The following is a 24000-nucleotide window of genomic DNA, read 5'->3' as shown; positions in this document are numbered from 1 at the left end:
AAGCTTCCATGTTCACTCCCTGTCCCACTGAACGAAGCAAGGCCATCGCCGAGCGCGTCGAGGCCTTTGTGCGCGAGGTTGTCGCGCCTTACGAGCGCGATCCCCGCAACGCCGGCCACGGCCCGACCGAGGACCTGGTGCGCGAACTGCGTGCCAAGGCACGCAAAGCCGGCGTCATGACGCCGCACATCCTCCCCGACGGTGGCCACCTGACGCAGTTGGAAACGGCCGCCGTGCTCAAGCGCTCCGCGCTGTCGCCGCTGGGTCCCGTTGCCGTCAATACGATGGCGCCCGACGAAGGCAACATGTACCTGCTTGGCAAGGTCGCCACGCCGGAACAGAAGCGGCGGTTCCTCGACAAGCTCGTGAGCGGCGACGCGCGCTCGGCCTTCTTCATGACTGAGCCGGCGGAAGAAGGCGGCGCCGGGTCCGATCCGTCGATGCTGCAGACCATCGCCGTGCGGCAGGGCGACGAATGGGTCATCAATGGCCGCAAGATGTTCATTACCGGCGCGGAAGGTGCGGCGGTCGGCATCGTGATGGCGCGCACGGGCAGCGACGACAAGGTCCAGTCGACCATGTTCCTGGTGGACTTGCCGAACCCGGCCATCCGCATCGAACGCGTACTCGACACTATCGACAATTCGATGCCGGGTGGCCATGCGCTGATCGTCATCGACAATCTGCGCGTGCCGGCGAGCCAGGTGCTTGGCGAAGTCAACGAAGGCTTCCGCTATGCGCAGGTGCGGCTGTCGCCGGCGCGACTCTCGCATTGCATGCGCTGGCATGGTTGCGCCACGCGCGCCAATGAGATCGCCACGGCCTACGCAACCCGGCGGAAGGCCTTCGGCAAGCTGCTGATCGACCATGAAGCGGTGGGCTTCATGCTGGCCGAGAACCTGATCGACCTGCAGCAGGCGGCACTGATGATCGACTGGTGCGCGGGCGTGCTCGATGGCGGTGTGCTCGGCACCAACGAGAGCTCGATGGCCAAGGTGGCGGTGTCCGAGGCGGTGTATCGCGTCGCCGACCGCTGCGTGCAGGTCATGGGCGGGACGGGCGTGTCGCGCGACACGATCGTCGAACAGGTGTTCCGCGAAGTGCGCGCGTTCCGCATCTATGACGGTCCGACCGAAGTCCACAAGTGGTCGCTCGCGAAGATGATCAAGCGCAGGACCCTGAACGGCGAGGCGAGCCATGGCTGAGGCACACGATTTCGCCGGCACGGTGCCGGTGCGCGAGCAGCACCGCTTCGATCAGGCGGCGCTTGAGGGCTGGATGGCGCAGCACGTCGAGGGCTATGCCGGACCGCTGACGATCGACCAGTTCAAGGGCGGGCAGTCCAACCCGACCTATCGGCTGCGCACGCCGGGGCACAGCTATGTGCTGCGGCGCAAGCCGCCCGGCGAACTGCTCAAAGGTGCGCATGCGGTCGAACGCGAAGCCCGGGTGATGGCGGCGCTGGGACAGGCAGGCTTTGCTGTTCCGCGCATACACGGACTCTGTACCGACGATTCGGTGATCGGCAGCTGGTTCTTCGTGATGGATCTGGTCGAAGGCCGCATCTTCTGGGATGCCGGCTTTGCCGATGTGCCGCGCGACGACCGCGCCGCGTACATGGATGCGATGAACGCGACGCTGGCCAGCCTGCATACGATCGATCCGCAGGCCATCGGGCTCGGGGACTATGGCAAGGCGGGCGGCTATGTCGCGCGGCAGGTTGCGCGGTGGTCGAAGCAGTACCTCGAGGACGAGCTGGCCGGCCGGCATCCGGCAATGGACCGGCTGGTCGAGTGGCTGCCGAAGCATCTGCCCGCGACTGACGACGTTGCCATCACCCACGGCGACTTCCGGGCCGACAACCTGATCTTCCATCCGACCGAGCCGCGCGTGCTGGCCGTGCTGGACTGGGAGCTGTCGACGCTGGGCGATCCGCTGGCCGACTTCGCCTACCACGCCATGATGTTCCGCATGCCGCCCGATATCCTGGGTGGCATCGCGGGGCGGGACCTGGCGGCGGCGGGCCTGCCGGACGAGGCGGCGTACGTCGAGGCTTATTGCCGCCGCACCGGGCGTGATGGCATCGGCAATCTGGACTTCTACATCGCCTTCAATATGTTTCGTTTCGCGGCGATTCTGCATGGAGTCAAGGGGCGCGCGGCACGCGGCACGGCATCCAGCGCGGAGGCGCATGCGATGGGGGAGCGCTTCGCGCGCGTGGCGGACCTCGCCTGGGCGCAGGCGCAGCGCGTGGGGTGACATTGTCGTAGCCGTACTCGACCGACAGGCCGCGCGTCAGGAGCCTGTACATCGTTCCGCACACTCGATCCATCTGGATCTCGCGGGAAAGACCCGGGACCGTCGCCCAGCGCGCGGCCCGGGTTTTTCAATGGATCCCTTGCAGCCTGCCTCGAATGCGGGGCACCACGAAGGCTCCTGGTGCGCCGGCACGGCAACTGCATATGCGTTCTGTTTATTCGAACACGATCGCTGATCGGGCGTCATTGAACCGGATATTCCTCCCGACCATACTGCTTCCTGCATTGCAGGGGGCAGGCCCGTCCGTGGCATTCGTGACGGGATGCAGCCCTTAGATTGCGCAGTGGGCGAAAAGAAGACGAGCACGATCCGGCCGCGTCGCCCGAGACGGAGGACACCTGGATCGGCCCGCTCCGGCCACGGTATGCCTCTTCGCCGAATGCCACTGACTCCAGCCGCCTGAAGTAGAGCAGCAGGGACACATAGTCCCATCCTCGATTGCCTAGGCTGGCCCAGTGGTCGAACTCGGCAGGCTCACCGCGCACATAGATCATGCCGTTGACCGAACTGGAGCCGCCGGGCATGCACCCTCTGGGCCAGTAGATGGTCTGGTTGGCGAGCTGCGGCTGCGGCTCCGTGGAGAACTGCCAGACATATTTGCTGTTCTGCAGAATCTTGGCGACTCCGATCGGAACGGTGACCCAGAAGTCCCGCTGGCGCGGCGCGCCGGCCTCGAGCAGCAGGACTTTGCCTGCATGGCGTTCGGCCAGGCGGGTGGCCAGGGTGGCGCCGGACGAGCCAGCGCCGATGACCACATAATCAAAAGTCTCGGTGTGTTGCATATTCATCTACGCCGTCAGGCGCGGCCAATCGCAGTGACTGACGAAGCGGCAGTCTGGACCCAGACGCTCTTGGTCTGGGTGTACTCGTAGAGGGCTTCAATGCCGCTGGTACGCCCGTAGCCGCTGTGCTTGTAACCGCCGAATGGCGAGCCGACATGGATGGCCCGGTACCCGTTTATCCAGAACGTACCCGAGCGGATGGCCAAGCCGCAGCTTGCGCGCGCCTTCGGCAACTTTGTCGACGACTTGCTCATAGACCTTGCGCTGGATCAGCAGACGCGAGCCGGCGGTGCAGCTCTGGCCGGCGCCGGAGAAGACAGCCGCCTGGGCGCCGATCGCGGCAAGATCAAGGTTGGCATCGTCGAAGACGATATTGGCCGACTTGCCGCCAAGCTCCAGGATGCAGGGAATGACGCGCCTGGCGGCGGCTTCCGCGATCCGTATCCCGGTTGCGGGCGAGCCCACGAAGACCACCTTTTTTACGACATCGTCGGCGATGGCCGCCTGGGCTGTGGTGTGGCCATAGCCGGCAAGCACATTGATCAGGCCGACCGGTACACCAGCCTGTTCGGCCAGCGCCGCCACCGCGAGGGAGGTGAATGAGGTCAGCTCGGAAGGCTTGAGCAACACGGCATTGCCAACGGCAACAGTAGGAGCTACCTGCCAGCCAAACGACAGGATGGGAGTGTTCCAGGGCGCAATGTGAAGGATCGTGCCGAAGGGCTCGCGGCGCGTGTAGTTCAGGTGCGTGGTGGGAACGGGGATGACATGGCCATAGAACTTGTCCGACCAACCAGCATAGAACTCGAACATTTCCGCCACCATCTCGACCTCGCGACGGCTGTCGCGGATGGGCTTTCCCTGTGACATCGATTCCAGCATCGCGAGCGGCTCATTGTGCGCGCGCACGTTGGCGGCAACCGCATACAGAATGCGGCCGCGCGCGGCATGTGTCAGGCTCCACCAGGTTTTCTGTGCTTCCCGTGCGGCGATGCAGGCCTGCTTCGCAACTTCGGCACCGGCGGCGTTGTCGCGGCGGATGTCGAACAGGTCGGCATCGGCAAAGTGCGCCTCGTCATGGTTGGCCGACGCGGTCACGATCAGCAGCTTCGAACCGGCCGCGATCGGGATGCCGCCGACTTCGGTATCGCGCGTGACCAGCCGGCGCCAGGCCGCCACCGAGCCGTTGTGGCGCAGGCATTCCTCCACCGCATTGGGGATCAGCGCCGGGTCCTCGCAGATCTCGCGCCACACGTCCGGATGCTGCAGCAGCGCCGCGGTACGGAGCGTGGGTCATGGTCAGGCCCGCCCCCACCTTCAGCAGTTCCATGGCCAGGTGGTGCGGGCTGCCGGCGCCCGCCAAGCACGCCAACCCAATCCTCCCCACAGACCCCGCAATTCGGCGAAAAAGCCAAATAAAAAAATCGCCGCTTGCGGCGGCGATGGGGAAGGGGGGCGTCAGTCAAGACGGGGTCTCAACGACGCGAACATTATATCGCATGTATTAATACATTACATACAACTATAGTAGGGTGTCGCCAGGCAACAATTGAAAGTGCGCGTTGCCGCTCGTTCAGTAAGGCTTCCCAAGGAACAGATAGAAGCTGTAGACGCCCGCAGTCGCGCGGCCGTACGCGAGGTAAAGCGGACCGACCGGGCTGTCGAGCGCCAGGAAGACCGAGGCCGACTTGAGCAACCCGGCGGGGCTGCCCGGCACCAGCGGCCCCCCGACGTGGCCGGCTTCCAGCGACATGCCGGCATAGACGCCTTCCAGCAGGCTTTGCCGCACCAGCTTGTTGTAGTAGACGATGCGCGCGAACTGCAGGTTCTCGCCGAGCAGCTGGCCCGTACTGTAGCCGGATTGCTGCAGGAAGCCACCCCACTGGAACAGGTCGTAGCGCGGCAGCGGGTTGTCGCCGATCTTGCTGCCCGCCTTGAAGCCCAGGTTGAATGTGTTGTTGCCGAACGAAAACGCGTAGATGCCGTCGATGGTGCCCTTGACGTAGGCCTGGTCGGCGCCCAGCCCGGGCTGGGACGCGTAGACCTTGAGCCAGCCCGCGTAACCGCTGCGCGGGAAGGACGTGCTGTCGAGCTGGTCCAGGAAGACGCGGCCCGTAATGGCGCCGATCCGGATATGGCCGGGCCCCGGCGCCAGTTGCGCCGGGCCCGTGCTGAGCGAGGCATCGGCGGCGCCGGCCTGCACGCCGATGCGGGCTTCGCCGTACTTGGTGAACTGGCTGCCGAAGTCCAGCGACGCGCTGTAGCTGCGCACGTCGTACTGCGCAATCCGCGTATCGCCCTGGAAGATGTTGACGGGCCTGCGCTCGATGTCGATGCGCGGCGCCACGAAGAAGTACTGGCGTATATTCAGCGGCTGGTAGAACTCGCTGTGCAGCGCGGTAGTCTGGCCGACCTGTACGTCATTGCGCCATTCAGCGCCGAGCGAGTTGATCCACGTGCGCCGGTGGCTGGCGACCAGGTTGAAGAACGCGTCGCCGCGGAAGTCCGTGCTCAGCCCCAGCCCGAAGCGCAGGTAGTTGGGGCCGTAGGTCTTCTCGACGGCATCGACCGCCATGATCCGCCTGCCGGGCTCTTCGAGGAAGCCGTAGTTCACATGTTCAAAGTCGCCGGTGCCGAACAGGTGCCGCATGTCGAGGTCGAGCTGTGCCTGGTCGATCGGTTGCCCGGGCTTGGTCTCCATTACCGATGCGGCGTAGGCGGGATTGACCCGCTCCATCGGTGCAAAGCGGATTTCGTCGACGGGCCGCAGGTCCGGCGGCGCCAGGGTTTGCTGGCGCTGGCGCAGCGCCGCGTACTGCGCCGGCGGCAGCGCCAGCGGCGCCAGGCGGTCGGCGACCTTGCGTGCCGCGGCCTCGCCGACGGGGATGGTGTTGGTCAGGTGGTCGAAGTCGCTCGCCGAGAAATCGCCGAGCTCCGGCAGGATCAGCACGTCGGTGGGCTTGAGCGATGCCAGCGAGGTGCGCACGTTCTGCTCGGTCAGGATGTTCAGCATCTGGCCGGTGACGCCGATGATCGACGTCAGTTCGTCGCGCTTCATCAGCGGCGTGCCCAGGTTGACGGCGATCACGATGTCCGCACCCATCTGCCGCGCGACGTCCACGGGGAGGTTGTCGGTGAGCCCGCCATCCACGAGCAGGTGCCCTTCGTATTCGGCCGGGGCCACCGCGCCGGGCACCGACATGCTGGCACGCATCACCTGCGCGAGTTCGCCCTTGCTGAAGACCACCGGCGTGCCTGCGACCAAGTCGGTGGCGACCGCGCGGTAGGGAATCGGCAACCGGTCGAAATCACGGTAGCCCGGAACCTTGGCCAGTTGCCGCAGCACCGTTTCGAGCTGCACGCCGGACACCGCCCCCTTGGGCAGCAGGACCTTGCCGTCCTTCAGGCCGATCTCGGGCGTAAACAGGTTGGTGTAGTCGTCGAGCTTGCGGCGCACCGTCAGGTCCTGGCGCGGCGGGCGTTCCTTGAAGATTTTCGCCGTGGACAGGCTGGCCACCAGCGTTTCCATGTCGGCCGGCGACATGCCGCTGGCATAGGCGCCGCCGACGAGCGAGCCCATGCTGGTACCGGCGATGCAGTCCACCGGCACGCGCATTTCTTCCAGCACCTTGAGCACGCCGATATGCGCGGCGCCGCGAGCGCCGCCGCCCGACAGCACCAGGCAGATGCGCGGGCGGCCGAGACCGGGGGCGGGCACTGCGGGAGGTGTCGCCGGCGTGGCGGCGGGCGGCGGGCCGGGCGCCGGCGTCGGCTGGTCCGTCGCATCGGCCGCGCAAGCGCTGCGCAGCGCCAGCAGTAGTGCGGCGGCGGGCAGCGCAGCCAACCATCGGGGTCGAGTCGCAACGTTCATGGGACAGGTCCGCGGACGCCGGGATGTACGGCTCGGTTCGCCCGGCCGGGCCATGGACCGGCCATGCTTGCGGATATCTTGGCGCAAAGCCCGCGGACCCGGCCCCACCGTCGAAACAATTCATCATGGCGCGCGGAAGCGTTCAGATCGCCGCACGGCACTGCACCACAGCATGCCAGGCGGCGTGCCAGCGACTACCATGGACATAACAGGCACGGCTCTGGGGACCGAATGTACGGTTATTTCTTCTGCCAGACCGCCGCGGGGCAACTGACCCTGATTCCTCGGGAAAAAGACTGGATGCTGATGCTGGGCAGCGGCGTTGTCGGACGCTTTCCGGATGCCCAGGCGGCGGTGGACGCCCTTCACGGGGGCGAATTGCGGGTGCGCGGGCGGCCATTGGACGCCCATGGCCTGGGCGTGCCCAGACGCGCGCACGACTGGCTCTACCACGTGTTGAGCCGTTGAGCGGCCAGCCGGCATGCCGGCGCCCGAAGGAGGGGAACCGCCATGACAGCACTAGTCGAGTGGGCCCGCGAGCATACCTGCCGTCTCTTTCCCATGTCGGCGCAGTACAGCGCCGGTAGCGGCAGCCAGGTGCAGGTGAACTGGCAGGCCGAGCCGCCAGGATCGGGCGGCCGCCCGCGCCACGGCGCAGCGCTGCAGTTCGATCAGGATGTGATCGACGCGGTCTACGTGGCGGATGCGGCCGAGCTTGCACGCATCGGCGGCAAATTGACGGATGTCGTGTCGCGCTGGCTGGCAGGCGACGATATCGCCTGCCTGGGCGGCGACAGGCTCGTGATCCCTGTGGGGAATGGGGTGCTGAATCACTAGTCCACTGCGTCAGTCGAAAAGCACCCCCGATCGACTGCGCCTCAAGGCCGCATGCGTCGTTGCAAATGCTCGCAATAGCCGTGCTATTGCTGTGCTTTGCGCCTAGCCTGCGACCTTGATGCACAGCCACTCGGGTGCGTTTTCTCTGACGCAGTGGACTAGTGCCTTGTCCCGCAAGGTGCAGCGGGGCTACTCAAGATTCGCGGCCGCGGCCTCCGGATACAGATTCGGAAAGAGGATGTTCAACGCGTCCAGCGGGAACCCGATCCGCAGTTCGGCCCGATGCGAGTCGCTGACGAGCAGGCCATCCTTGAGCAATTGCGAAATGATGTTGCGTGCTCCACGCTCGCCCATCCCCGTCATCTGGGAAAAGTCGCCGCGCGATACGCTGCCGGCGAGAAGCACATGGAGCAGCGGAAGGACGGCTTCGCTCCGGTAGTTCCGGTAGTCGGAAGACTGGCTTCTGACGAGCACCAGGCCCTTTACACGATCACGCAGACCTGGCACGTCGAACATCTTCGTCATGAAGCTGACCTGGTCATTGCAGAGGTCGATGAAGTAGTTGCACCACTCCCAGAGCATCCTTTCACTGAGATTGCCCCGGCCATCCAGATCGCCCTGTCTGGGCATGTCTGCATTCGAGAGCATTGCGTAGTAGGCGTCCCGGTCGCGGGCGAGGCCTCGATTGACCGACCAAAGACCTCCGCTGAGCCTGCTCAAAGCTGTGTGGGTCTGAAGTCGCGCTGCCCGGCCATTGCCGTCCACGAATGCGTGTGTCCAGGCTGTGCGGTGGTGGGCCGCCGCGATCGTATAGAGCAGGGCATCCACCCCCTGCAGGCGTCCGTACACCTGGTCCATGCGCGACAGGAACTTTGGCAGCGCCGAAAACGCCGGCGCATGGTGGCGACCAACGGAAACCTCTTCGGCCCGGATCCGGCCCGGCTCGACAATGCGTCCTTCGGGAGTTGTCCGATCCTCGATCGACAGCCGTCCGTAGAGGCTTGCGTGAGCGCGTAGCAGAAACTCACTCCCAAGGATGCGTGCTTCGGTCAAGTCATCGTCCGCCTCGAGTTCCCGCTCTGCCTCGATGTGGGCGAGGGCGATGCGCTGACGCTGCGCGATCTCGGGGTTGGCGGAGAAGTCTTTCTTGAGCGCCTTGCTGACGTTCTGCGGATGTGTGCTTTGCCCCTCGATCCGGTTCGAGTGGTACGAGTTCATTTCCCGAACGAGTTCGCGCAGTGCTTCCCTCGCGGGTGGGCACAAGGCGCCTTTCAGTGCATGTGCCTTCTCGAACACTGCCCGCGTCTTCTCGGTGAGCGCTTCGAGCTTCGTCTGGGGAAGCAGTGGTTCGAAGTGGTGAGGGCTGTCATACACCTCAATCTTCATCCTGGGAGTAAACGACATTCCAGTTCTTTTGCTGGTTGATTGACCGGTTTATAAGATTCAATTTGTCTAGTATAGACAAATACTTATATAAAGAAATGCGCTTATGAAGCTGTAAAAATTTGCCGGTTTCATCGCCGGTAAGTTTGCCGGATCCGAGCCAGTCGGCGCCTGTAAGTCACGCCCGGGTTGTGGCGACAACGGCACGTCGGCCTGAATTGCAGGCCGGGCATATACTGTCGGCAACACCGGCGTTGCCGGCTTTGCGACTTTGACCTGTTCCGTGCCCGACCATCCTCATCAAGACGATCCCCGTCCCGTGCCGCCAGAACGCCCCGGCGACGACGAATGCTGCGGCTCCGGCTGCGATCCCTGCATCTTCGATTACTACTACCAGGAACTGGAGCGCTACCGCGACGAGCTGAAGGCCTGGGAAGCGCGCCAGGCGGCCCGCCAGCCCGCCCCGGAGGATTCGCCCTCTTGAGCGCGCTCGGCGATTTCGTGCGGCGGTACCCGCGCCTGTTCGTGCTGACCGGCGCCGGTATCAGTACCGATTCCGGCATTCCGGGCTACCGCGATGCGAGCGGCCAGTGGCAGCGTTCGCAGCCGATCACGCTGCAGGCCTTCCTGGGTTCACATGCCGCACGCCAGCGCTACTGGGCGCGCAGCATGATCGGCTGGCCCGTGGCGGCCGGCGCGCAGCCGAATGCCGGCCATCACGCGCTGGTGGCGCTTGCGCGGCAGGGACACGTGACGCGGCTGGTCACGCAGAACGTGGACGGACTGCACCAGCGCGCCGGCAGCGAAGACGTGATCGAACTGCACGGCAGCATCGGCAGCGCGATCTGCCTGTCGTGCGGCACGCGCCATGACCGCGCCGGCGTGCAGCGCTGGCTGGCCGAGCAGAACGGCGCGCTGCGCGATGTGATGGCCGAGCCAGCCGCCGACGGCGATGCCCATTTCGAATCGCCGCTGTTCGCGCATTTCCGCGTGCCGTCGTGCGAGCGCTGCGACGGCCTGCTCAAGCCCGACGTGGTGTTCTTCGGCGAATCCGTGCCGCGCGAGCGCGTGGATGATGCGCGCGAGGCATTGGTGCAATCGGACGCAGTGCTCGTGGTCGGCTCGTCGCTGACCGTGTATTCGGGGTATCGCTTCTGCGTCTGGGCCGGCCAGATGGGCAAGCCCGTGGCAGTGGTCAATCTCGGCGTAACGCGTGCCGATCCGATGCTCGCGCTCAAGGTCGAAGCGCCGTGCGCGCAGGCGTTGTCCGAACTGACGGCGCATCTCGCATCCGCCGAGTGATTGACCGTCTTGCTTCCGGCCGTTAGCATCGTTGCATTGGCCTTTCCGTTTCCCACGCTTCCGACATCATGAACGCAGCCCGCCATCGCCACGCCCTGCCAGCCCTTGCGGCCGGCGCGCGCGCTCGCGGCCTGGCTGCGTTGATCTCGGTCGCGTCCCCTCCACCTGTCGCATCGCCACCCCCGGCGACCGCCGGCGCGCATCCGCCGCCGGCATTGCTTGGCTGACGGGTTCTTCCCGCAGCACCTCCTGACGTCTCCGGTATCAGCCACCCTTGGCGCGCCAGTGCGCCGATGGCACGCGCGCGTGCCGGAGCCTGCCATGCATTCGACAGGTGCAACACCATGCGCATTGACAACAACCTGGCGGCACAGACCGATGCCGCTTCCGGCCAGCGCACGCTGGCTTCGCTGGGCGCCACGCCCCTTTTCGTGCTGCTGTGGAGCAGCGGCGCCATCTTTGCCCGCTGGGCGCTCGACCATGCCACGCCGTTTGCGCTGCTGACGCTGCGCTTTGTGCTGGCGCTCGCCGTGCTCGTCGCCGTCGCCATGGCCCGCGGGCGGCTGCTGCCGCCGCGCGGCGAACGGTGGCTGGCCGCGTTCGCAGGCTTGCTGATGATTGCCGGCTATTCCATCGGCTATTTCCTGGCACTGGAGCGCGGCCTGACGCCGGGCGTGCTGGCCACGATCCTCGGCGCGCAGCCGATGCTCACGCTGCTGCTGACCGAGCGGCGTTTTGGCGCGGCGCGCATGGCCGGGCTGGCGCTGGCGCTTGCGGGCCTGGCGATGGTGGTGGCGGACAGCCTGCTGATGGCGCGGCTGTCGCCGGCCGGCGTGCTGTTCGCGCTGGCGTCGCTGATGAGCGTGACGGTCGGCGCGATCCTGCAGAAGCGCCTCACCGGCACGCCCGCGCAGGTGCTGCCGCTGCAGTATGGCGTGAGCACCGTGGCATGCCTGCTGTGCCTGATGTTCCAGCCTTTCGCGTTCGACGCCACGCTGGCGTTCTTCGTGCCGCTGTTGTGGCTGGCGCTGGTGATTTCCGTCGCGGCCACGCTGCTGTTCTACCGGCTGATCCAGGCCGGCAATCTCGTCAACGTGACCAGCCTGTTCTATCTGGTGCCGGCGGGCACGGCCGTGTTCGACTATCTGCTGCTGGGGAACCGGCTGGCACCGATGGCGATTATCGGCATGGGGGCCATCCTGGCAGGGCTGGCGGTCGTGTTCCGGCGCAGGCCGGAACACTGACCTCGCGGTCAGGCCGGCGCCTTGCCCCGCAGCAGCTTGCCGGGCAGGGCGCCGGTAGCCTCCTTGTTTTCGAAGATCGGCACGCCGGCCACGAGCGTCGCCAGGTAGCCGTCGGCCTCCTGTACCAGGCGCCGTCCGCCGGCCGGCAGGTCGAAGGCCATGCGCGGCGCGTGCAGCTTGAGCGCGTCGTAGTCGATCACGTTGACGTCCGCCTTCATGCCCGGCTGCAGCGTGCCACGGTCATTGAGCCCATACAGCCGCGCCGTATCCGCGGTCTGCCGTTTGACGAGCGCTTCCAGCGGCAGGCGTGGACCGCGCGTGCGCTCGCGTGCCCAGTGGGTCAGCATGAACGTCGGCATGCTGACGTCGCAGATATAGCCGCAGTGCGCGCCGCCGTCGGACAGGCTGTTGACGGTGGCGGGGTGCTGCAGCATTTCGTGCAGGTGCGTGAGCGAGCCGTACGAATAGTTGAAACTCGGGTAGTAGAGGATGGCGCGGCCATCCTGCGCGAGCATCAGGTCATAGATCACTGCGAGCGCGGTCTGGCCGCAGCGCGCCGCGATGGCCGCCACGCTGGTCTCGGGAGGCGGCTCGTAGTCGGGTGTGCCGCCGAGCGGGAAGATGCGCTCGAAATGGCCGAACATCGCTTCCAGCCCGCGGTCCATGCGCGCACGCGGCTCGGTCAGGATGCGGTGGCGCACGGCCGGGTCGCGCAGCCTTGCCACGCGCGCGTCGAAGCTCAGGCCGGCCAGCTCCTGGAACGCCGGGCAGGCGATGAACGGATGCAGCGAACTTTGCCACGAGAACAGCAGCCCGAGCGGGCGGCCACTGATGCCGCCATAGAGCGGCACGCCGCCGGCATGCGCCTGGTCGAGTGCACTCAGCAGGTCACGCCACAAGTCCGGGGCGGGATCGGTCTGCTGCAGGTTGAACAGCACCGGCAGCTTGTTGTGGCGCGCCAGCCGTTCCAGCCACGGCAGCTCGTTGCCCATCGACACATGGTTGGCCGTCATCTGGAACACGCCGTGTCCGACCTCGCCGAGCACGCGTCCCAGGCTGGTGATTTCGTCGCCGCTGGCGAAGGTGCCGGGCGGATACTTGCGCTCGTCGTACTTGTGCAGGAAGGTGCGCGACGTGGAAAAGCCGAGCGCACCGGCCGCCATGCCTTCGCGCACGAGCTGGCACATCTGGTCCAGGTCCTGCGGCGTGGCTTCGTCGTGATGGATGCCGCGCTCGCCCATCACGTAGGCGCGCAGCGCCGCGTGCGGAATCTGCGTGCCGATGTCGAGGGCCTTGGGGCGGCGGTCCAGCGCGTCCAGATATTCGGGGAAGGTCTCCCAGTCCCATTGAATGCCTTCGGACAGCACCGAGCCCGGGATGTCCTCCACGCCTTCCATCACCTTGATCAGCCACGAACGATCGGCCGGGCGCACCGGCGCGAAGCCGACGCCGCAGTTGCCCATCACCGCGGTGGTCACGCCATGCCAGGTCGAAGGCGACAGGTACGGGTCCCAGGTGGCCTGGCCGTCGTAGTGGGTATGGATGTCGATCCAGCCCGGCACGACCAGCGCGCCATTGGCATCGAATTCGCGCCGCGCGGCGCCGGCCTTGCCGCCGGCCTCGGTGATGCACCCCCCGTCGATTGCAAGGTCGCCCTGATAGGCCGGTTGGCCGGTGCCGTCGACGATGGTGCCGCCACGGATGACTAAGTCGTGCATTGCCTGGTTCCTTTGCCGGTGTCTGATTGGGTGTGCGAGCCGGGATATCAGTCGAGCTTGAGCCCGATGCGCTTGATCACCGCGCCCCAGCGTTCATAGTCGTTGGACACGATCTGCTTGAAAGCGTCCGGGCCCGCGCCGCTGATCTCGTTGCCCTGTGAGCGGATCAGCTCGGCGATATCGGGCGATTCCACCGCAGTGCGGAACGCGCTGGCGATCTTCTGGGCGATGGCCGGCGGCAGCCTGCCGGGCCCGAACACGCCCTGCCAGCCGACGATGTCGAGCCCCGGCACGCCCTGCTCGGCCATGGTCGGCAGGTCGGGCAGTACCGTCAGGCGCTTGTCGGCAGCCACGCCGAGCAGCTTGACCTTGCCGGCGCGCGCGTTCTCCACGGCGGTGGCGGTGCCGTCGAAATAGACCTGCACGTCGCCGGCCAGCAGCGCGCGCGTGGCGTCGGCCGTGCCTTTGTACGGTACGTGGACCATTTCGATGCCGGCGCGTTGCTGCAGGATCTCGCCGTTCAGGTGCGAGGTGGAGCCCAGGCTGTACGACGCAAAGTTGAGTGCGCCCGGATGCTGCTTCGCGTAGCCGACCATCTCGCGCACGTTGTTGAACGGCGCATTGCGGTTGGCCACCAGCACGGTGGCCGAGCGCACCAGCTGCACCACGGGCGTGAAGTCCTTGAACGCGTCGTAGGGCAGCTTGTTGTAGAGGTGCGGGTTCTGCGTGTGGGTGACGACGATGGTGTAGAGCAGCGTATGGCCATCAGCCGGCGCATGGGCTACGTCCGCCGCGCCGATGAGGGTGCCGGCGCCCGGCTTGTTGTCGATGATCAGGTTGGCACCGGTCTGCTCCGACACGCGCTTGGCGATCAGGCGCAGGAGGGCGTCGCTGCCCGACCCGGCGCTGAACGGCACCACCACGCGTACCGGCTTGCCGGGCTGCGGCCAGTCGTTGGAAGAAGGCGACGCGCTGGCTGGGGGGCTGGCAAGGGCTGCCAGGGCGACGGTGAACACAAGGCTCAGGCGCGCGGTGACGCGCGCTTGCGGGGCGGGGCGGTCCATCTTGTCTCCTGTTCCGTAGCGGAAGGTCGCAGCCGTGGCGTGGCGGGACGCCGAATGCTCTCTGGCAGGTCTGCGAGCCGAGTATAGGGATTGCCGGGCCCTGAAATCCAATGCATATTTGTGGCCTGACCTATGAAATAAATCTATATGCTCAGCTTGCGGCGTCTGGAGCATTTCGCGGTGCTGGCCGAGGAGCGCAGCTTTTCGCGCGCGGCGCGCCGGCTCAACCTGACTCAGCCGGCGCTGACGCGCAGCATCCAGACGCTGGAGGAAACGCTCGGCCTGCAGCTGGTGGACCGCGCCGCGAGCGGGCTGGTGCTGACCGAGGCCGGTGGCATGGTGCTGGAACGGTCGCGCCGCATGCTCGGCGACGTGCGCGCGCTGCAGCGCGAAGCGGGCCGGTTGCGCGGCTTTGAAACCGGTACGGTGAACTTTGGCGTCGGTTCCTTCCCTGCCGCGGCTTTTCTGGGCTCAGTGATGACGCGCGTGGCGCGTGACTACCCCGGACTGATGGTGCGCGTGGAGACCGAAAGCTGGCGCCGCCTGCTCGAGAAGCTGCAGCGCGACGAACTGGACTTTGTGGTGGCCGTGACCCATAGCCTGCCGCCGCCGGCGGACTTCCAGGTGCGGGAATTGCCGGCGCAGCGCATGGGCTTCTTTGTCCGCCCGGGCCATCCGCTGGCCGGACTGGACCACGAGGCGTTACGCGGCCAGATCGCCGGCTTCGGTCTGGCCACGACGCGCCTGCCGCCGCGTGCACGCGCTGAACTCGCGACGCTGTTCGGTCTGGCCAATGCCGATGAACTGCCGGTACGGCTGGAATGCGACAACGTGCAGGTACTTTGCGAAGTGGCTGGCGCGTCCGACGCCGTGCTGTTCGCCACCCATGAGGCCGTGCGCAGGGAACTGGCTGGCGGAGCGCTGGTACCACTGATGCTGGACTACCTGGCACCGGCGCCCTTGCCGCTGACGCTGGTGTATCCGGGCGGACGCAACCTGTCGGGTGCCGCGCAACTGCTGGTCGGCCTGCTGGAGGAGCATGCCAGGTGGTCGGTCTCGCCAGCGGGGCCGCCGCCTGCCTGATGCCTATCGATCCTTCACTTCAACCCGAATTCCCTCCGGCGCCACCGTGATCGCGCCGGGCTCTACTTCCTTGCCGCCAAAGCGCAGTTCGTCGGGCTTGAACGTGTAGATCGGGTAGTCCTTGAGCAACTGCTGGGCCACCACCGCGCCGATGGCGTTGAGCTGCTCCTTGTACAGCGCCATGCCTTGCACTTCCACGTCCTGGACCGTGGGGTTGTCCAGCAGTACGGCACGTTGCGCCTTGTCGTAGCGCAGCCCGCTGTTGAGCGACAGCGTGCCGTTGACGGGCGGAGATACCGCCAGCGCATTGGTGAGCTGGGCATCCACCTGCGTGGTGATGCGGTTGTTGGCGTCGTCGAGCACCAGGCGCGGGTGGGTGAGCTGCACGCTGACCACCTGCGCATAGCGCAGCGTGGCCGGGAAGCGCTTGTCCACGGCCTGCTGCAGTTCCTGCCTGGTGAAGGTGTATTCGCCGGTCCAGATGTTGTAGCCGGCTTGGGCGGCGGTGGCCGCGGCAAGGGTCGCGGCGGCGAACAATAGGCGTCGATGAAGGCGCATGTGGCGGTGGGTGCGCGCATGGGCGCAACGTTGTTTGCGTAGGTGCCTGTCAGACACCGATCGGCCCGGCAGCGTTCCTGCGCGCGGGTAACGCCATCGCCATGTGCGGCATCGGCTTCAGTAGTGCGGGGGGATTTCGTGCTGCGGGTTGGACTCCGCGGCGGTCGACGGGGCGCTGTGCACCTGCTGGTAGAGCGCGCGGAACTGCTCCTGCAGCAGGTCGAGCTGTTGCTGCTGGCGTGCGACGGTCAGGTTCAGCGTTTCGAGCAGGTCTTCCTGGAAGGCAAGCTTGATTTCCAGTTCTATGAGGCGGTCGTCCATGGCGTGTGTCTCCGGCTTCATCTCCGGCAAGGGCGCTGAGCCGCGCATTGTAAGCCAGCCCGGCCCCGCCGGAACGATCAGCCGGCTAGCCTCACTGGTGCGGTGCCGGCTTGATCAGCATCCACATCACGCCAAAGCGGTCGGTCACCATGCCGAACTTCTCGGCGAAGAAGGTCTGGGTTAGCGGCATCACCACCTGGCCGCCATCGGTCAGGCCGTTGAATGCCTTTTCCAGTGCGGAAGCATCCTCGTAAGTGATCGACAGCGCCACGCCTTCGAAATTCGGCTTGCCGCTGCAGCGGCCGTCGGACACCATGATCCGGCTGTCGCCGACCGTGAACTCGGCGTGCATGACCTTGTCGTCCATGTCGGGCGTGGGGGCGCAGCCTTCGCTGGCGGCTGCCTTGTCTTTTTCCGGGTTGTCCTTGAACCGCATCAGCATGCCTGGCGTGGCGCCGATCGTCTTCTTGTAGAACTCGAGTGCTTCCTCGCAACGGCCTTCGAAGAACAGGTAAGGCTGGACTAGCATGGACATCTCCTGGTTTGGCCGCCCTTGCGGACGGCCTTGGGAATCAGTCAGTCTGGATCCGGGCCTGCGGCACCGGTCGCGAGCGGCGGCACTGCGTTTGTGTACGCCGTCCACAATACCTTAGCAAAGAAACTGGATGGCGTCCACATGGGTTTGGCCAAACGCTGGCCGCGCCGTCTCCGGCACGCGTAGTGGCATAGAATTGCCCCGCCGCCCGGTCGTATCAATCTGGCACGGCTGGCACTGACAGACAAATGGGGTTGCATTGCGTTACGAACTGACCGATCTGCGCCTGTTCCAGGCGATTGCCGATGCGCAGAGCCTGTCCGGCGGCGCGTCCGCCACGCACATCACGGCATCGGCGGCGAGCTACCGGCTGAAGAACCTCGAGCATGCGATGGGCACGCCGCTGTTCGTGCGCAATGCGCGCGGTATGGAGCTGACGCCGGCCGGCGAGACGCTGCTGGTGCACGTGCGCGAGCTGCTGCTCGGCGTGGAGCGCATGCACGGCGAAGTCGGGCGGTTCTCCACCGGGCTCAGGGGCCACATCCGGTTGCTGGCGAACAGCAGCTCCCTCAATGGTTTCATCATCCCGAGCGTGAGCCGTTTCCTGGCGGCGAACCCGGACGTGAACATCGACCTCGAAGAGCGCGCAAGCCAGGCCATCCTGACGGCGGTGGCCGCACATGAAGCGGACGTGGGCATTCTTGCGGGCGACTTCGACACGACCGGCGTGCGCGCGGTGCGCTATGCCGTCGACGAGCTGATCCTGGCCGTGGCGGCAGACCATCCGCTCGCGCGCGAGGCCGAGGTGCGCTTCGGCGCGGCGCTGGCGTTCGATTTCGTCTGCATGAGCCGCACCAGCAGCAATTTCCTGTTCCTGCGCGACATGGCGCAGCGCGCGGGCAAGAGTCCCAACGTGCGCCTGCACGCGCACAGCTTCGAGGCGGTGCTGTCGCTGGCGGAGGCGGGGGTAGGCGTGGCACTGGTGCCGCGCAGTGTTGCAGCGGCGGCGTTGCGCGAGGCGCGCGTAGTGGGCGTGCGGCTGGCCGAGCCGTGGGCGCTGCGCGAACTCAACCTGATCGTGCGCGCCGACGGCAAGCTGCCCGGGTTTGCCGCGGCGTTCGTGCAGTTCCTGCTCAGCGACCCGCGCGTGGCGGCCACGCGCGAGGGCGGCACGGTCGCGGCGACCGCGCCATGACGACTGCGCGGCGAATTACCGCTTGCGGTTGAGGAACGTCGCCATGTGATGCTGCGGCTCGCCCGTATCGAACGCGCGGCCGAATTCCGCCACGCTGTTGCTGATCGATACATCGAGCGGCGCCTCTTCCCATTCGCGCAGCAGGCGCTTCTGCTGGCGCACGACCTGCGGGCCGAAACCGGCGAACAGCGCGGCGATACGTTCGACTTCCGCGTCGAGTTCCGCCAGCGGAACCACGCGGTTCACCATCCCCCACGACAGCGCTTCTTCCGCGCCGCAGAGCTCGCCAGTCAGCAGCATCCACGCAGCGCGCGAGTTGCCGACCAGCCGTGGCATCAGCGCCGCGTGGATCACGGACGGAATACCGACCTTGACCTCGGGCATGCCGAGCTGCGCGTTGTCAGCCGCGATGCGGATATCGCAGGCGAGCGCCAGCTCCAGCCCGCCGCCCAGACACCAGCCCGGCATGCGCGCGATCACCGGCACCGGGAAGTGGCGCAGCGCATCGCACAGGCCGCGCAGGCCGCTGATGAAGACCTCGGCGCTTTCGCGCGTGAGTGCCGCCATCTCCTTGATGTCGGCACCGCCGATAAAGCCCTTTTCGCCGGCGCCGCGTACCACCAGCACGCGCACGGCGTCATTGGCGGCGAGTGCACCAATGGCGCGGGTCAGGTCCGCGATCACCGGCGTGCCGAGGATGTTCAGCGATCCCGCTTCACGGATGGTCAGCGTGGTGACGCCGCGCTCGTCGATCTCGACGCCGGCGTGCTGGTTGGATGCGTGTTCGCTCATGGCAATGCGTTCCTCGATATGGTGCTTACTGCAGCTTCGTGAAATGGATATCCTCGACCACCTTCTTCCAGTGCGCATTCTGCGTGCGGACCAGGTCGGCGAACGACTTGCGCGAGGTCCAGGCCGGAATCGCGCCCTGCTTCTCGATGGCGGTGATGACCTCGGGCTCGGCCAGAACCTTGCGCACGGCGTCGTTGAGCTTGTCGAGGATCGGTGCAGGTGTGCCGGCCGGCGCGCCCAGGCCGAACCACGACGGGTTGTTCATGGCGCCCAGCCCGGCTTCGGCGTAGGTCGGCACATTGGGCAGCACCTTGAGCCGATGCTTCGCCGCCACCGCCAGCGGCTTGAGCTTGCCGCCCTGGATCAGCCCCGACGAGGACGGGATATTGTCGAACACGACCTGGATCTGGCCGGCCACCGCATCATTGAGCGCCGGGCCAAGACCCTTGTACGGCACGTGCAGCATGCGCGTGCCGGTCTCGTTCATGAACAGCTCGCCGTTCATGTGGCTCAGGCCGCCGTTGCCGGATGAGCCGAACGAGTACTTGCCCGGGTTGGCCTTCAGCAGCTTGATGAAGGCCGGCAGGTCGGTGGCAGGGAAGGCTGGATTCACGACCAGCACGTTGGGCACGTCGGCCAGGTTGCTGATCGGGTCGAAGTCCTTCACCGGGTCGTAGGCTGTCTTCAGGTAGACGTTCGGGTTCACCGCATGCGAGCTTTCCACCTCCATCACCAGCGTGTAGCCATCGGCCGCCTGCTTGGCCGCGTAGGCACTGCCCACCGCGCCACCGGCGCCGGGCCGGTTTTCCACGACGACGGGCTGGCCGATCACCGGCCCCAGCCGCGTGCCGACGATGCGGGCGATGATGTCGGTGGTGCCGCCGGCCGCGTAGGGCACGATCAGCTTGATTGGGCGGTCGGGCCAGGCGGCGTGCGCGGTACCGGCAAGGCCAAGGCCGGCCAGCAGGGCAACGGCGGTGAGGGTGGGTTTCATCGGGTGTCTCCGTGTCAGGGGTATCGGTTCTGTGATCGGGGCCAGCGTTTCAGGGCGCCGCGGTGTGTTCGCCCAGCAGGGGCGGCGGCTGCAGCGGTCCGGCCTGGCCGGCCAGCATCGGGTTACGCACCATCGGCACAGCGCCCATCACGGGGTGCTCTGCGACCTGCTGCAGCCCGCGGTGGCGCACCTGCGGATGCGCGAAGACTTCTTCCATGGTGTGGATCGGGCCCCACGGCACGCCGGCGGCGTCGAACGCTTCGGTCCACGCGGCGCGCATGCGCGTCGGGAATACCTCTGTCAGCAGGGCGCGCAGTTGCGGCAGGTGTTCGATCCGCGCGGAATTGGTGGCATAGCGTGCATCCTGTGCAAGCTCGGGCATGCCGGCTACGGTGCAGAAGCGCGCGAACTGGCCGTCGTTGCCGATGGCGAGGATCAGGTAGCCATCGGCGCAGCGGAACACCTCGTACGGCGCGCAGTTGGGATGCGCATTGCCGCTGCGCTGCGGGTTCTCGCCGGACACCAGGTAGTTGGCGCCCTGGTTGGCATTGAGGGCCACCGCCACGTCGAGCAGCGCGATGTCCAGATGCTGGCCGACGCCGGTCGCCTGGCGCTGGTACAGCGCCGCCAGTACGGCCGAGGTTGCGTACATGCCCGTGCTCAGGTCCACCACCGCCACGCCCGTGCGCAGCGGGCCGGCGCCGGGGCTGCCGTCCGGCTGGCCGGTGTAGCTCATGAGGCCGCCCATGCCCTGGAACACGTAGTCATAGCCGGGCTTGTCGGCCATCGGGCCATCCTGGCCGAAGCCGGTGATCGACAGATAGACGAGGCGCGGGTTGATGGCCTTGAGGCTGTTGTAGTCCAGCCCATAGCGCCGCAGCGTGCCGACCTTGTAGTTCTCCACCAGCACGTCGGCCTCGCGCGCCAGCTCGCGCACCTGCGCCGCGCCTTCGGGCGTGCCGTAGTCGATGGCCACCGAACGCTTGCCGCGATTGCAGCTGATGAAATAGCCGGACAGGCGCGCGTTGCTGCCGTCGGCTGCCGACATATAGGGCGGACCCCAGCCGCGGGTGTCGTCGCCGCGCTCGGGATGTTCGACCTTGGTCACCTCGGCGCCGAGGTCGGCCAGGTTCTGGGTGCACCAGGGGCCGGCCAGGATGCGCGACAGGTCCAGTACGCGGACGCCTTCCAGGGCGCGATGAAGCATGACAACTCCGCATTCGCAAAACAATGCGGCGGAGTATAGGGAGCGCCCCCGTGCCGAACCAGTCGAGAGTTTTTAAAGGCGTGTTCGCCGGTTTTGAACGGTCCGGCATGGCTTGTCAGGACGCCGGGTTTGGCGCAAGCCCGCCGCCGTGTCACAATTCGCCTTTGGACCTTTCCGGCTCCTTGATTCGGCCCGTGATTCGGCCGGCTGAATCCCAGTGCTTCCGGCCGCTGGCCGAAAGCCGCTCCAAGAGCCGACAAATTCACATAGATTTACTGGCGATGACTACCATCCTTCAGCACATTCCCACCGGCCAGCGCGTCGGCATTGCGTTCTCTGGCGGCCTGGACACCAGCGCGGCGCTTCTCTGGATGCGCCAGAAGGGCGCCATCCCCTACGCCTACACGGCAAACCTCGGCCAGCCCGACGAGCCGGACTACGACGACATCCCGCGCCGCGCCAAGGCCTACGGCGCCGAGGAAGCCCGCCTGGTGGACTGCCGCACCCAGCTGGTCGCCGAAGGCATTGCCGCGTTGCAGTGCGGTGCTTTCCACATTTCGACCGCCGGCATTACCTATTTCAACACCACCCCGATCGGCCGCGCCGTCACCGGCACCATGTTGGTCGCTGCAATGAAGGAAGATGGCGTCAATATCTGGGGTGATGGCAGCACGTTCAAGGGTAATGACATCGAGCGCTTCTACCGCTACGGCCTGCTGACCAACCCCGGCCTGCAGATCTACAAGCCGTGGCTGGACCAGCAGTTCATCGACGAACTGGGTGGCCGTGCCGAGATGTCGGAATTCATGCGCCAGAACGGCTTCGACTACAAGATGTCGGCCGAGAAGGCGTACTCGACCGACTCCAACATGCTGGGTGCCACGCACGAGGCCAAGGACCTGGAGCACCTGGACTCGGGCATCCGCATCGTGCAGCCGATCATGGGCGTGCAGTTCTGGCGCGATGACGTCGAAGTCAAGCGCGAGGAAGTCACCGTGCGCTTCGAGCAGGGCCAGCCCGTCGCGCTGAACGGCAAGACCTTCGCCAACGCCGTCGACCTGTTCATGGAAGCCAACCGCATCGGCGGCCGCCATGGCCTGGGCATGAGCGACCAGATCGAGAACCGCATCATCGAAGCCAAGAGCCGCGGCATCTACGAAGCCCCGGGCCTGGCGCTGCTGTTCATCGCCTATGAGCGCCTGATCACCGGCATCCACAACGAAGACACCATCGAGCAGTACCGCGACAACGGCCGCCGCCTGGGCCGCCTGCTGTACCAGGGCCGCTGGTTCGACCCGCAAGCCATCATGCTGCGCGAAACCGCCCAGCGCTGGGTGGCGGGTGCCATCACCGGCGAAGTCACCATCGAACTGCGCCGCGGCAACGACTACTCGATCCTGAACACCACGTCGCCGAACCTGACCTACAAGCCGGAACGGCTGACGATGGAAAAGGGCGAGTCGATGTTCACGCCGCTGGACCGCATCGGCCAGCTGACCATGCGCACGCTGGACATCGTGGACACCCGCGAGAAACTGCAGACGTATGCGAAGACGGGGCTGCTGTCGTCGTCGGTCAGTGCTTCGTTGCCGAAGCTGGAAGACTGAGCGCAAGCGCTGTGACAGCGCCGCGCAGCGCGGCGCCATACAGGAAAACCGGCACTCTGTGGTGCCGGTTTTTTTTGATCCGTCGCCGGTCGGCCGGGCTTATCTCACGTCTTCTTCACATAGGCACTACACCAGCCGTTTGCGGCCACCTGCTTGCCACCGAATATCGGGCATGGTCCCCATGCATCATTGGCCTTTCCTTGAAACAACTGGCAGTTGCTGCACTTCTGGCTTGCCTCATGCTTTGGAAACTTGGCCTTATCGACCTTGGTGGTGTCGTGCTTATAGCCGAGCGAGACGGCCTGGGGGTCGGCCTCGTCGAGCTTTGCAGCCTGGGCTCTCACCGGAATCTGCACGCCCGCCAGCGCTGCCGTTGCAACGCCGGACATACCTTTGAGAAACGTTCGTCGAGTTGTCATCGTTGCACCTCCTTTTGATGAGGAACGGATTGCGGCCCATCCCTGCCGTGCAAATAGTGTGCCGTGATCTCGGAAATTGGCGATGAGCCTTTTCCTGGCTCCTCCCGAAAATCTGCGAAGAACCCGCTCGGTTTGCGCCATGAGCGTGGACGAGCGCGCGACGCTGACGAATATCTGTGCCGAACTGGGCGGCACTTGGCAAAAGGCCTTTGACCCCAGGGATGGCTATGGCCGATGCGTGCGCAGCCAGTCGCGCAGGGCGTCATTCATGCGCGTCTGCCAGCCATCGCCGGTGGCACGGAAAGCGTCCAGGATCTCGGTGTCGTACCGGACGCTGACGAGCTCCTTGCACACCGCCAGCTTCGGGCGGCCTCGCCGTGGCTTCATCTGGTCGAACTGCTCGTCGCTGGGCACGAACGTGTCAGTGTCTGCTGCGATCCCACGCGCAATCGCTGCCTCTTCCTGAGGGGTGTTTCGAAGTAGCTTGCTCATAACGTTCGATTTCACGGTTGTTTGCCTTGCGCAGGCTGATTACCCGGACAGTGTCGCCGCGCTGCGTGAACACTACGCAATAGAGGCGGCTACCGATCACCGCATAGCCGATTTCGCGCAGCTCCCCATAGTCCCGGCGATTATCCGGGGCACACCAGACCGTGGTCCAGTCGATGACAGCCGCCAGTGCCAGCGATACGCCGTGCTTGACCTTGTTGGCCGCGTCCTTGGCAGGATCGTAGGTCGCGTGCATTTTTATTTATTGTAGCTACATAAA

At 65.9% G+C, this 24000-nt stretch carries 23 protein-coding genes and 4 pseudogenes; 10 read left to right on the top strand and 17 right to left on the bottom strand.

Annotated elements, in window-relative coordinates; translation table 11 throughout:
- Positions 1–8 precede the first annotated feature (8 nt).
- Together LDO29_RS16940 and LDO29_RS16935 are read left to right on the top strand one after the other, a co-directional pair.
- The gene (locus LDO29_RS16940) at positions 9–1205 is read left to right on the top strand and encodes an acyl-CoA dehydrogenase family protein (RefSeq protein WP_224080954.1); all 1197 of its coding nucleotides are present in this window, start codon (positions 9–11) and stop codon (positions 1203–1205) included.
- Entirely contained in the window at positions 1198–2259 is a 1062-nt protein-coding gene (locus LDO29_RS16935; protein ID WP_224080953.1) for a phosphotransferase, read from the top strand. The genes LDO29_RS16940 and LDO29_RS16935 overlap by 8 nt, the downstream gene beginning before the upstream one ends.
- Positions 2260–2609: 350 nt before the next feature.
- On the opposite strand, the pseudogene LDO29_RS16930 reads toward LDO29_RS16935, so the two are convergent.
- From LDO29_RS16930 to LDO29_RS16915, 5 genes and pseudogenes are all read right to left on the bottom strand, one after another.
- A pseudogene (locus tag LDO29_RS16930) lies at positions 2610–3107 on the bottom strand (GMC family oxidoreductase N-terminal domain-containing protein); the annotation flags it as partial.
- Between the two features lie 8 nt (positions 3108–3115).
- Positions 3116–4121: pseudogene (locus LDO29_RS16925) on the bottom strand (aldehyde dehydrogenase family protein); the annotation flags it as partial.
- 72 nt (positions 4122–4193) lie between these two features.
- A pseudogene (locus LDO29_RS28425) lies at positions 4194–4280 on the bottom strand (hypothetical protein); the annotation flags it as partial.
- 67 nt (positions 4281–4347) lie between these two features.
- Positions 4348–4461: pseudogene (locus LDO29_RS16920) on the bottom strand (tripartite tricarboxylate transporter substrate binding protein); the annotation flags it as partial.
- Positions 4462–4674: 213 nt separating this feature from the next.
- Positions 4675–6972, bottom strand: coding sequence for a patatin-like phospholipase family protein (locus LDO29_RS16915; RefSeq protein ID WP_224080951.1), 2298 nt, complete (start codon positions 6970–6972; stop codon positions 4675–4677).
- A 231-nt stretch (positions 6973–7203) separates the two neighbouring features.
- On the opposite strand from LDO29_RS16915, the gene LDO29_RS16910 reads away from it, so the two are divergent.
- Both LDO29_RS16910 and LDO29_RS16905 read left to right on the top strand, forming a co-directional pair.
- Complete coding sequence (locus LDO29_RS16910) at positions 7204–7440, top strand: hypothetical protein (RefSeq protein WP_224080950.1); 237 nt, start codon at positions 7204–7206, stop codon at positions 7438–7440.
- 42 nt (positions 7441–7482) lie between these two features.
- Positions 7483–7809, top strand: coding sequence for a hypothetical protein (locus tag LDO29_RS16905; RefSeq protein WP_224080949.1), 327 nt, complete (start codon positions 7483–7485; stop codon positions 7807–7809).
- Between the two features lie 189 nt (positions 7810–7998).
- On the opposite strand, the gene LDO29_RS16900 is transcribed toward LDO29_RS16905, so the two are convergent.
- A complete protein-coding gene (locus LDO29_RS16900; protein WP_224080948.1) occupies positions 7999–9213 on the bottom strand; it encodes a Fic family protein in 1215 nt (404 codons plus the stop codon).
- Between the two features lie 298 nt (positions 9214–9511).
- Between LDO29_RS16900 and LDO29_RS16895 the strand changes: the two genes are divergently transcribed.
- The 3 genes from LDO29_RS16895 to LDO29_RS16885 all read left to right on the top strand — a co-directional run bounded on the left by LDO29_RS16895 (position 9512) and on the right by LDO29_RS16885 (position 11738).
- Entirely contained in the window at positions 9512–9676 is a 165-nt protein-coding gene (locus LDO29_RS16895) for an oxidoreductase-like domain-containing protein (RefSeq protein WP_396022679.1), read from the top strand.
- Complete coding sequence (locus LDO29_RS16890; protein ID WP_224080947.1) at positions 9673–10494, top strand: NAD-dependent protein deacetylase; 822 nt, start codon at positions 9673–9675, stop codon at positions 10492–10494. The genes LDO29_RS16895 and LDO29_RS16890 overlap by 4 nt, the downstream gene beginning before the upstream one ends.
- A gap of 344 nt (positions 10495–10838) precedes the next feature.
- Positions 10839–11738 carry a DMT family transporter gene (locus LDO29_RS16885; protein WP_224080946.1) on the top strand — a complete coding sequence of 300 codons (900 nt, stop codon included), beginning with the start codon at positions 10839–10841 and terminating at the stop codon, positions 11736–11738.
- Between the two features lie 8 nt (positions 11739–11746).
- On the opposite strand, the gene LDO29_RS16880 is transcribed toward LDO29_RS16885, so the two are convergent.
- Positions 11747–13456: an N-acyl-D-amino-acid deacylase family protein gene (locus LDO29_RS16880; protein WP_224080945.1), complete on the bottom strand. Its 1710-nt coding sequence runs from the start codon at positions 13454–13456 to the stop codon at positions 11747–11749.
- 47 nt (positions 13457–13503) lie between these two features.
- Entirely contained in the window at positions 13504–14520 is a 1017-nt protein-coding gene (locus tag LDO29_RS16875) for a Bug family tripartite tricarboxylate transporter substrate binding protein (RefSeq protein ID WP_224080944.1), read from the bottom strand.
- 147 nt (positions 14521–14667) lie between these two features.
- On the opposite strand from LDO29_RS16875, the gene LDO29_RS16870 reads away from it, so the two are divergent.
- Entirely contained in the window at positions 14668–15603 is a 936-nt protein-coding gene (locus tag LDO29_RS16870; RefSeq protein ID WP_224080943.1) for a LysR family transcriptional regulator, read from the top strand.
- A gap of 3 nt (positions 15604–15606) precedes the next feature.
- On the opposite strand, the gene LDO29_RS16865 is transcribed toward LDO29_RS16870, so the two are convergent.
- The 3 genes from LDO29_RS16865 to LDO29_RS16855 form a co-directional block, all read right to left on the bottom strand.
- Positions 15607–16161 carry a DUF1439 domain-containing protein gene (locus LDO29_RS16865; RefSeq protein ID WP_224080942.1) on the bottom strand — a complete coding sequence of 185 codons (555 nt, stop codon included), beginning with the start codon at positions 16159–16161 and terminating at the stop codon, positions 15607–15609.
- Positions 16162–16278: 117 nt separating this feature from the next.
- Complete coding sequence (locus LDO29_RS16860) at positions 16279–16482, bottom strand: SlyX family protein (protein ID WP_211948178.1); 204 nt, start codon at positions 16480–16482, stop codon at positions 16279–16281.
- Between the two features lie 91 nt (positions 16483–16573).
- Positions 16574–17011 (bottom strand): VOC family protein, encoded by a 438-nt coding sequence (locus LDO29_RS16855; RefSeq protein ID WP_224080941.1) that lies wholly within the window; start codon positions 17009–17011, stop codon positions 16574–16576.
- A 265-nt stretch (positions 17012–17276) separates the two neighbouring features.
- Between LDO29_RS16855 and LDO29_RS16850 the strand changes: the two genes are divergently transcribed.
- Positions 17277–18212 carry a LysR family transcriptional regulator gene (locus LDO29_RS16850; protein WP_224080940.1) on the top strand — a complete coding sequence of 312 codons (936 nt, stop codon included), beginning with the start codon at positions 17277–17279 and terminating at the stop codon, positions 18210–18212.
- A gap of 15 nt (positions 18213–18227) precedes the next feature.
- Here LDO29_RS16850 and LDO29_RS16845 read toward each other — a convergent pair whose 3' ends face one another.
- Genes LDO29_RS16845 through LDO29_RS16835 form a run of 3 tightly spaced genes read right to left on the bottom strand, consistent with a single transcriptional unit; the run spans position 18228 to position 21205 of the window.
- Positions 18228–19004 carry an enoyl-CoA hydratase gene (locus tag LDO29_RS16845; RefSeq protein ID WP_224080939.1) on the bottom strand — a complete coding sequence of 259 codons (777 nt, stop codon included), beginning with the start codon at positions 19002–19004 and terminating at the stop codon, positions 18228–18230.
- 25 nt (positions 19005–19029) lie between these two features.
- Positions 19030–19998: a Bug family tripartite tricarboxylate transporter substrate binding protein gene (locus tag LDO29_RS16840; RefSeq protein WP_224080938.1), complete on the bottom strand. Its 969-nt coding sequence runs from the start codon at positions 19996–19998 to the stop codon at positions 19030–19032.
- 49 nt (positions 19999–20047) lie between these two features.
- Positions 20048–21205 (bottom strand): CaiB/BaiF CoA transferase family protein, encoded by a 1158-nt coding sequence (locus tag LDO29_RS16835; protein WP_224080937.1) that lies wholly within the window; start codon positions 21203–21205, stop codon positions 20048–20050.
- A gap of 281 nt (positions 21206–21486) precedes the next feature.
- Between LDO29_RS16835 and argG the strand changes: the two genes are divergently transcribed.
- Positions 21487–22812, top strand: a complete 1326-nt coding sequence (gene argG, locus LDO29_RS16830; RefSeq protein WP_224080936.1) for an argininosuccinate synthase — start codon at positions 21487–21489, stop codon at positions 22810–22812.
- Positions 22813–22916: 104 nt separating this feature from the next.
- Here argG and LDO29_RS16825 read toward each other — a convergent pair whose 3' ends face one another.
- The 3 genes from LDO29_RS16825 to LDO29_RS16815 all read right to left on the bottom strand — a co-directional run bounded on the left by LDO29_RS16825 (position 22917) and on the right by LDO29_RS16815 (position 23976).
- Positions 22917–23231: a high-potential iron-sulfur protein gene (locus LDO29_RS16825; protein WP_224080935.1), complete on the bottom strand. Its 315-nt coding sequence runs from the start codon at positions 23229–23231 to the stop codon at positions 22917–22919.
- A gap of 225 nt (positions 23232–23456) precedes the next feature.
- Positions 23457–23723, bottom strand: coding sequence for a BrnA antitoxin family protein (locus LDO29_RS16820; protein ID WP_224080934.1), 267 nt, complete (start codon positions 23721–23723; stop codon positions 23457–23459).
- Positions 23653–23976 carry a BrnT family toxin gene (locus LDO29_RS16815; RefSeq protein WP_224080933.1) on the bottom strand — a complete coding sequence of 108 codons (324 nt, stop codon included), beginning with the start codon at positions 23974–23976 and terminating at the stop codon, positions 23653–23655. The genes LDO29_RS16820 and LDO29_RS16815 overlap by 71 nt, the downstream gene beginning before the upstream one ends.
- Positions 23977–24000 lie beyond the last annotated feature (24 nt).

This window comes from Cupriavidus laharis (assembly GCF_914271435.1).
Taxonomy (GTDB): domain Bacteria; phylum Pseudomonadota; class Gammaproteobacteria; order Burkholderiales; family Burkholderiaceae; genus Cupriavidus; species Cupriavidus laharis.
The sequence above is the reverse complement of the archived record's forward strand: the minus strand, read 5'-3'. Positions and strand labels throughout refer to the sequence as shown.

Bases quoted from the DNA above. Each gene is read 5' to 3' on its own strand.
- LDO29_RS16825 (WP_224080935.1), bottom strand. From the start codon at position 23,231: ATGACAACTCGACGAACGTTTCTCAAAGGTATGTCCGGCGTTGCAACG.
- LDO29_RS16860 (WP_211948178.1), bottom strand. From the start codon at position 16,482: ATGGACGACCGCCTCATAGAACTGGAAATCAAGCTTGCCTTCCAGGAA.
- LDO29_RS16900 (WP_224080948.1), bottom strand. From the start codon at position 9,213: ATGTCGTTTACTCCCAGGATGAAGATTGAGGTGTATGACAGCCCTCAC.
- LDO29_RS16935 (WP_224080953.1), top strand. From the start codon at position 1,198: ATGGCTGAGGCACACGATTTCGCCGGCACGGTGCCGGTGCGCGAGCAG.
- LDO29_RS16870 (WP_224080943.1), top strand. From the start codon at position 14,668: ATGCTCAGCTTGCGGCGTCTGGAGCATTTCGCGGTGCTGGCCGAGGAG.
- LDO29_RS16840 (WP_224080938.1), bottom strand. From the start codon at position 19,998: ATGAAACCCACCCTCACCGCCGTTGCCCTGCTGGCCGGCCTTGGCCTT.
- LDO29_RS16845 (WP_224080939.1), bottom strand. From the start codon at position 19,004: ATGAGCGAACACGCATCCAACCAGCACGCCGGCGTCGAGATCGACGAG.
- LDO29_RS16865 (WP_224080942.1), bottom strand. From the start codon at position 16,161: ATGCGCCTTCATCGACGCCTATTGTTCGCCGCCGCGACCCTTGCCGCG.
- LDO29_RS16835 (WP_224080937.1), bottom strand. From the start codon at position 21,205: ATGCTTCATCGCGCCCTGGAAGGCGTCCGCGTACTGGACCTGTCGCGC.
- LDO29_RS16880 (WP_224080945.1), bottom strand. From the start codon at position 13,456: ATGCACGACTTAGTCATCCGTGGCGGCACCATCGTCGACGGCACCGGC.
- LDO29_RS16815 (WP_224080933.1), bottom strand. From the start codon at position 23,976: ATGCACGCGACCTACGATCCTGCCAAGGACGCGGCCAACAAGGTCAAG.
- LDO29_RS16855 (WP_224080941.1), bottom strand. From the start codon at position 17,011: ATGCTAGTCCAGCCTTACCTGTTCTTCGAAGGCCGTTGCGAGGAAGCA.
- LDO29_RS16940 (WP_224080954.1), top strand. From the start codon at position 9: ATGTTCACTCCCTGTCCCACTGAACGAAGCAAGGCCATCGCCGAGCGC.
- LDO29_RS16820 (WP_224080934.1), bottom strand. From the start codon at position 23,723: ATGAGCAAGCTACTTCGAAACACCCCTCAGGAAGAGGCAGCGATTGCG.
- LDO29_RS16875 (WP_224080944.1), bottom strand. From the start codon at position 14,520: ATGGACCGCCCCGCCCCGCAAGCGCGCGTCACCGCGCGCCTGAGCCTT.
- LDO29_RS16905 (WP_224080949.1), top strand. From the start codon at position 7,483: ATGACAGCACTAGTCGAGTGGGCCCGCGAGCATACCTGCCGTCTCTTT.
- LDO29_RS16915 (WP_224080951.1), bottom strand. From the start codon at position 6,972: ATGAACGTTGCGACTCGACCCCGATGGTTGGCTGCGCTGCCCGCCGCC.
- LDO29_RS16910 (WP_224080950.1), top strand. From the start codon at position 7,204: ATGTACGGTTATTTCTTCTGCCAGACCGCCGCGGGGCAACTGACCCTG.
- LDO29_RS16885 (WP_224080946.1), top strand. From the start codon at position 10,839: ATGCGCATTGACAACAACCTGGCGGCACAGACCGATGCCGCTTCCGGC.
- argG (WP_224080936.1), top strand. From the start codon at position 21,487: ATGACTACCATCCTTCAGCACATTCCCACCGGCCAGCGCGTCGGCATT.